Annotated in this window: 10 protein-coding genes; 4 read left to right on the top strand and 6 right to left on the bottom strand. The window is 57.5% G+C overall.

Annotation, left to right across the window (positions count from 1 at the left end; genetic code table 11):
• Window positions 1-73 precede the first annotated feature (73 nt).
• The 3 genes from ACYCUK_RS22640 to ACYCUK_RS22630 all read right to left on the bottom strand — a co-directional run bounded on the left by ACYCUK_RS22640 (window position 74) and on the right by ACYCUK_RS22630 (window position 1,941).
• Window positions 74-1,204 (bottom strand): FAD-dependent oxidoreductase, encoded by a 1,131-nt coding sequence (locus ACYCUK_RS22640; protein ID WP_461596869.1) that lies wholly within the window; start codon window positions 1,202-1,204, stop codon window positions 74-76.
• Window positions 1,205-1,236: 32 nt separating this feature from the next.
• Entirely contained in the window at window positions 1,237-1,536 is a 300-nt protein-coding gene (locus tag ACYCUK_RS22635) for a c-type cytochrome (protein ID WP_461596868.1), read from the bottom strand.
• A gap of 87 nt (window positions 1,537-1,623) precedes the next feature.
• On the bottom strand, window positions 1,624-1,941 hold the full coding sequence (locus ACYCUK_RS22630; RefSeq protein ID WP_461596867.1) for a hypothetical protein: 318 nt from the start codon (window positions 1,939-1,941) through the stop codon (window positions 1,624-1,626).
• 824 nt (window positions 1,942-2,765) lie between these two features.
• Here ACYCUK_RS22630 and ACYCUK_RS22625 point away from each other — a divergent pair.
• From ACYCUK_RS22625 to ACYCUK_RS22610, 4 genes are all read left to right on the top strand, one after another.
• Window positions 2,766-3,572 carry a hypothetical protein gene (locus tag ACYCUK_RS22625; protein WP_461596866.1) on the top strand — a complete coding sequence of 269 codons (807 nt, stop codon included), beginning with the start codon at window positions 2,766-2,768 and terminating at the stop codon, window positions 3,570-3,572.
• Window positions 3,541-4,287, top strand: a complete 747-nt coding sequence (locus tag ACYCUK_RS22620) for a hypothetical protein (protein WP_461596865.1) — start codon at window positions 3,541-3,543, stop codon at window positions 4,285-4,287. The genes ACYCUK_RS22625 and ACYCUK_RS22620 overlap by 32 nt, the downstream gene beginning before the upstream one ends.
• 8 nt (window positions 4,288-4,295) lie before the next feature.
• Window positions 4,296-4,922: a hypothetical protein gene (locus ACYCUK_RS22615; RefSeq protein ID WP_461596864.1), complete on the top strand. Its 627-nt coding sequence runs from the start codon at window positions 4,296-4,298 to the stop codon at window positions 4,920-4,922.
• 74 nt (window positions 4,923-4,996) lie between these two features.
• Complete coding sequence (locus tag ACYCUK_RS22610) at window positions 4,997-5,305, top strand: hypothetical protein (RefSeq protein WP_461596863.1); 309 nt, start codon at window positions 4,997-4,999, stop codon at window positions 5,303-5,305.
• Between the two features lie 126 nt (window positions 5,306-5,431).
• Here the strand turns inward: ACYCUK_RS22610 and ACYCUK_RS22605 are convergent, their stop codons facing one another.
• The 3 genes from ACYCUK_RS22605 to ACYCUK_RS22595 form a co-directional block, all read right to left on the bottom strand.
• Entirely contained in the window at window positions 5,432-5,857 is a 426-nt protein-coding gene (locus ACYCUK_RS22605; protein WP_461596862.1) for a helix-turn-helix domain-containing protein, read from the bottom strand.
• The gene (locus tag ACYCUK_RS22600) at window positions 5,854-6,156 is read right to left on the bottom strand and encodes a type II toxin-antitoxin system HigB family toxin (RefSeq protein ID WP_461596861.1); all 303 of its coding nucleotides are present in this window, start codon (window positions 6,154-6,156) and stop codon (window positions 5,854-5,856) included. The genes ACYCUK_RS22605 and ACYCUK_RS22600 overlap by 4 nt, the downstream gene beginning before the upstream one ends.
• Before the next feature lie 93 nt (window positions 6,157-6,249).
• The coding region (locus ACYCUK_RS22595) for a hypothetical protein (RefSeq protein ID WP_461596860.1) at window positions 6,250-6,505 on the bottom strand (256 nt) is incomplete at its 5' end.

Raw genomic sequence — 6,505 nt, 5'->3', positions numbered from 1 at the left:
AATCAACTCAGCCACGAGCTGGCGAGCAGGCTCGCCGACTCCAGGGCGTTCCAGGCTGCACGGTCCGGTCTGGTCACCTCAGCGGTGATCCGACTGTACCGCGCTGGTCTGGTTTAAACATACAAGGAGTTGTGGCGCATGAATCCCCAATGATGTGGACAGTCCCAGCACCTGGCACGGTACTGGCGTAACTGAGCACGTCAACCCCGGCGAAGCGGCCTCCGGTCGCGTTGTTCAGGCCCATCTTCGTCACCAGCGCGCCTGCCCGCTGGCGGGGAATGAGGTTGACCACGTCCCCGCGAATCGTTCCCGCGGCGGTGGTCAGGGTCATCGTGGCTGGATCAACCTGGGTGACCTCAGCATTGGCGTGATACTCGATAATTCCGCCATACAAGCTAGAAAAGGCGCTGGAGAAATTGGGTTTCTCGACGACGAAATCGGGGTTGGCATCCAGCACGATGAGCTTGGAGCCCGGCTTGTTGGCCTGGAGCCAATCGGCCAGCAAGCAGGCACGCTCGTAGGGGCCGGGAGGGCATCGGTACGGTGCCATGGGAACCGTCACGATCACCACGCCCCCAGGCTGCATGGCGTTGAGCTGACTGGCGAGCAGCGTGGTCTGCGGCCCGGCCTTCCAAGCGTGCGGCATTTTGTTGGAAGTACCCAGACCGGGCACAACATCGAATTCAATGCCAGGAGCCATGACGATGCGGTCAGCGGCTAGCGTGCCTCCAGAGGCGAGCGTGACCGTGGTTGCGACCGGATCAATGCTCACGACCTCGTCGAACACGGTGTTGATGCCGTAACGCGAGCGCAGCGTGTCATAGTTGTAGGTTTGGTTGGCGAGTGTGCGCTGCCCAGTCAGCACCAAACTGCTCATGATGCAGGCGGTGTAAGTGGGTTGTTGCTCGATCAGCGTGACATCTACGGCATCACCCCATAAGCGCAGGTATTTGGCAACCGTGGCACCTGCCATACCGCCGCCGATGACGATGACACGAGACTTGCCTGAGCCTCCTGTGGCGGGTGCTGAGCCTCCTGTAGCGGGTGGTTGCGTGGAGTCTCCATCCTGTCCATCAGTGTGGTGGCCATCCAGCGCAGTTGCGACAGGATTGCCGGTAGATGAACCACCTCCACCGCCACAACCATCGAGCAGGGTTCCGACCAAGCCGGTTCCAGCCAGTGCAATAAAGGTTCTTCTGTCCATGAAAATCTCCTTGTACCTAACTGGCTTGGCGATCAGGGCTGGGATGCGAACCAGTTACTTATTGCAAGCAACTGGGAATCAGAGTAACCCTTCGCGACTGTGGACATCAGACCGGTACCCGACTGAAAATCCTTGAGCTTTTGATAAAGCTCATTGGAGGATTTACCGGCCAAGCCGTCGAAACCTGGGCCCCGCCCATTGGTGCCGTGGCATTCGAAGCAGTTGGAAGCGAGAAGCCGACCTGGCTGGCCGATCTGCACTTGCGCAAATGCAGCTCCTGATGTCATGCACAGCGACAGCGCGAGCGCGAGTAAACGAGGTGATGTCTTCATAGCTAGCGTGACTCCTGATCAAGTGCGTTGGAACAACGAGAGCGTGCCTCTATCGCAGGATGGACCGGACGGCGAAAAAGATGACTGTCAGCGCCTAGGCAGACGAGACATGCGTTGCATGGCGAGGAGTGCCGCATTGCCATGACGCAGTTGGAGTTGTGCGCGCATGCGCTCGTGACTGGCCTGCATGCGCTCCAGCGGGTTTCGTCCCCGAGCCGCCTTCAATTCCCGCAAGTAGGCGCGCACTAAACGAATAACGCCACATAGACGCTGAAACTTGGTCTGGTGAAGTGGCCGTGGTGGAGCCGATTCAACGTCCAGCTCGGGACGGATCGCAGCCACGAATTCGGATACCTGTGTTTGTTGTTCTTGGCTGGATTGCCAAAGGTTGTTTGCTGCATGCATCGACCATCTCCAAAATGCGGAGATCGAGAAGATTCCGCTGGCCTCAGCCTAAGCAAAACTTGGACCAAACCTGAAGTTTCATAGAGAAAAATGTCGAATATCTCACATTCGACATCCATGTACGGCACTCAACATGCACAATGCGACGCCAATCAGCGACTCGCCTTCCTCCATAACAAGTCACAGTGAATCTAAAACGGCGTCGCTATGCAACGACACAAAATCCTTAATTTTTCTATATAACTGATTCTATTAACTATTTTTGTCGCCGTTTAATGACATAAAACATGCGGTATTATTTATATATAAGTGCGTCTATATTATTGCATCGCAACCCACCGTTATCGAGACGGCCGAATTGACCAACTGCTGGTGGCCGAAGATCTCAGTGACCGGTCTCGTCGTGCAAGATCGACTCGTAGTCCTGTCCACCGTAAAAGACGCCGATGATGGACACCTGCTTGGCCATCCACGCTGAAAGCAATCACCGCTCGTTTGACATGTGTCCAACTGGCGCCGAGTGCCCCGATGGCCTCTGCCCTCACCAAGGCAGGCGCTCCAGCGGGCATGGGCCTCCTCATTGGCCAAAGAGTCGGTAAGCTCACCGGCAGCGCGGTCTGGTGAGGGCCCTGGATCTGCGCAAGTAGACACAATGGCGCAAAGTGCCTAATAAAATATTTAGTTACAAGTCTGTGGAAACAATCCGTTTCTTGGCTCTTTTCCGCGCAATGGCAATCGCAGATCTTTGCTAAATTTCACGACGTTTTGTTCTGCACGTGATATTTTGTGCAGACTTCGTTTCGTCCCGCCGTGAAGGACTTCCCATGAAAAAGGTTGCATTGCTATGCGGCTTCGTCGTGACGGCCTTGCTCACCGGTTGCGGTGGTGGCGGCTCCGTGGCATCGACCACCCCGGTGAGTTCCTCCGCCAGCGGCACCGCCGCCTATGGCAAGCCCATTGCCGGCGGACAGATCCTCGCCATCGACAGCACGGGCAAGCAATGCGGCAGCGCCACCACGAATGCCGATGGCACCTACGCCATCAACCTGGACTGCGTCCCGGGTCCGGTTCTGTTCACGGTCAGCTCTGGAGCCCCCAACGGCATCCCGCTGGACAGCCTGGCCATCCCCGCCTCCGGGCAGGGCGTCTCGGGCACGGTCAACATCACCCCGCTGACGACGCTCATTCTGTATGACGCATTGGCTTCGCTGAAACTGAATCTGGCCAGCAACGCCCAAGTCATTGCCTTGGGCCCGCAGTCATTCTCAGCCTCGAGCTTTGCGACGACTGACCAGCAGGCCACGCAGACCGTCCTGCAGGCTCTCGCCACGACGTTGAGCCCCTTATGGCATCACGCCCCTGTCGTTCAACCCCGTCACGCAGGCTTTCCAAGCCAATGGCACGGGCATCGACAAGTTCTTCGACGATTATCCCGAATCCGCTCCATCGCCCAACACCGTCGCCCTGAGCACCACAGGCGCGTTCCTAGCGGAGGTTGGCTTTCCCTCGGCGCCTGGAGGAAACCCAGTTTTCGGAGGATCGGCCTTCGCCGCTTCCACAGGCGGCGGATCAGGCTCCGGTTCGGGGTCCGGAACTGGCGTGCTGTACGACTACCCACAGCAGTTCTTTAGCCAATTCGCGGGATCGTACGGCGGCATGTGCGGATCGCTGCCGGGCGCTGCGACCTCGCCCGGCACGATGACGCTCTCCGGCACTGGCGCCTTCACCTCGCCATCGGCCTCGTACGACATGAGCAATTTCTCGCCGCCAAACAGCGTCGCTTTGGTGTTCCAACACACCTCTTCCGGATATGGCATCACGTACGGCGACTTTCCGGCCAACAGTTCCAGTGACGCCGATATTGTGATGAGTTGGGATACGGGCGGGCATTACCTTGGATACATCGACTCTGTGAACAACTACGAGTGCGTCCCGCCAACCGGAACGACCGGCCCTTCGCTGCCCGGCACTCCGCAAATCACCCAGACCGTGCTGTCGATCATGCAAGGGTCGACGGGTGCGGGGCCTTCCGGCGTCTGCGATGGCGGAACCGTGTCGTCGCCGACGAACTCTTCCTATCAAACCAATGTCCCTTACTCCCTGGACAACGGCATCCTGACCATTGGCAACACCTCGGTCAACCTCATGAATCGCGTGGGATCGAGCGTGCAGGTGACAGAGCCGAACGCTCCGAAAATCCCGGACATGGGCCTGCATTACATCGCCCAGTTCGCCAGCGGTCAGAACGTCGAGATCTTCTACACCAAGGCTTTGGGCATTTTCGGCATCAGCTTCGACCCTCCTGGAGGTGGGGCGCCCAGCCCAACCTATGGCTGTCAGTTTTGAAGGCTCGTTTGAAGCTGACATCGGCAATCAGGCTCACGCCATCCCGATTGCGGCATGCGAAGAAACTGTGGCGAGCGTTCTTTGCAGCGGCATTGTTGGCGAATCTGCAGGGTTGTTCTTACTCGCCGCTTCTTCATCAGCCTGTCGACACGGCGAGCGTGCCTGCCAACATCTTCGGGGCCGCGGCCAAGTTGACAGGGATCGATACTGGGCCTCCCGGAAAGCCCCAGGTCGTCATTTTCTTCGACCCCTTCTGCCCGCTTTGCCGCACGCTTTATGCCGAGCTTCGCCCCAATCTTAGGAAGGTGAGGATTCATTGGGTGCCCATCGGCACCCAGATGCCGATGGTTGTCATCAACGACGGCACGGCCGAACGGGTTCCGGCCAGCTTCTCGGCAAGCTCGTGCCTTTTATCTGGATTCCCGGGAACAACGGCGTTGCAAAAAGCCCTGACTGAGCGGCATCAGGTTCTTTGCAGCGACCCCACCGATTGGGCTGCGCAAGCGATCGAACGCAATACCCAGGCCCTGACGTCCTGGAAGCTCTATGGTGTTCCGGTCGCATTGGTCGGTGCGCAGAAGAGACCGGTATTCGGGGCGGCTCAAATCTCGAACATTGTTCTTTCCTTTCATTAGCCAAACCAGTGCATCTAGGCCTAGTGGTTTCAAACGCGAAGCGCAAATAACCACCGTTTCCGAGAAATAACATCATGAAAAAACAAATAACGCGCATTGCCGTTCATCAGTCATCCAAGGTAATTGCTGCAATGTATATTATTTTTACATTGCCTTTTGCATTGATTGGCGTTATCGGCATGATGTTTGGAGCGCCATCAAAGTTTCCGTTCGCGTTTTTTGCGATGACGCCAATAATTTATGGGATTATTGGTTATCTATTTTTTGCATTATTTTGTTGGCTTTACAATATCTTGGCAAGTCGCATTGGTGGCATTGAATATGAAACAAAAGAAATCTATGGAGATGGCGGTTTCAAAAGCGAAGCGCGACGCATCGCTTAACCACCGTTTCCGAGAAGCCTTGAATCGAGAACGCCCCCGCCCCGGATTCAGCGGGTTGGCGTTCTCGATAGTCTTGCTCGATTGAAGGTCCCCGCCTGGCGCAACGCCGTTTGAGTTTCGAGAACGTCAAAGAAACACTGCGGGCGACACCGAAAACCTGTTTGCCAGCGCGCGAGCCTGGCGCGCGTTGATCTCGCGCTTGCCATGCAGGATGTCGCTCACCGCCGACTGCCCGCCGATCTCCTCGGCCAGGTCAACCTGCTTGAGCGCATGTTGCTCCATGAAAAAGCGCAGCACCTCGTGTGGAGGCGCATCGGGGACGGCGTGGCGGGTGTTTTCATAGTCCTCGACCAACTGACCAACAAGGTCCAGAAACTCAGCCAGTTCGTGCCCTTCATGGTCGCCTACAACATCGAGCAGACCATTCATCAAGGCCACGGCTTGCTCATACTGCGCTTCGCTGTGGATGGGGCCGATGTGCACCGGCAAACTGGCCTGAAACGCGCGCCAGGCCGGGGCAATGGCCGCGACATCGAGGGTGACTGCGTTCATGGTTTCTTGCTCCTGTTGGTCTGGCTCCAGCGGTCATAGTCCGCATAGGTGAAGACATGGCGGATGTACAGTTTTTGCCGGTTGTAGTGGATGACGGCGATCACGCAAAAGTTGTTGCCGCCCACGTCGAACACCGTGAACGGCGGCACATAGTCAGTTGCATTGAAGGTCTGTTTGATGGCTGCGAAGTGCTCGAAGCTGGTCAAACTCACCACGCGGTACCACGCCTCCAGCGGCGCCTTGGCCTGCGGATGCTTCACCCAGAACATCTGGAGCGCCTTCTTCGAGATGACGTGCATGGCGCCATGCTATCGCGTTTTGCGATATTTCGCTGTATGCTCGGGAGCATCAAAATGGCTGACAGGCATGGGGCAACGGCTCTTGCCGTTGCATCAGGGCGGTTTGCCAAGGGGCCATGTCCCCATGCCTTGAGCATCACCGCCCGTGTCCACCGCGCCCATGGCCCCTGCTGCTTCTCGGCTGGCCGCGCCGAGGCACACCCCCGCCTCCTGGCCATGCTTGCTGTCCTGCTGGGGCAATGGGCTCAGATCCAGCATGGGCAGGAAGGGCACAGATTTCACAGGCTCGGCTTGCTTTGGCGCCTGGTCCTGCGCTTGCGGCATCGGCGTCCTTGACGTTTCAGCAGGC

The organism is Thiomonas sp., assembly GCF_054608695.1.
This window is presented reverse-complemented; position numbering and strand designations above follow the sequence as displayed.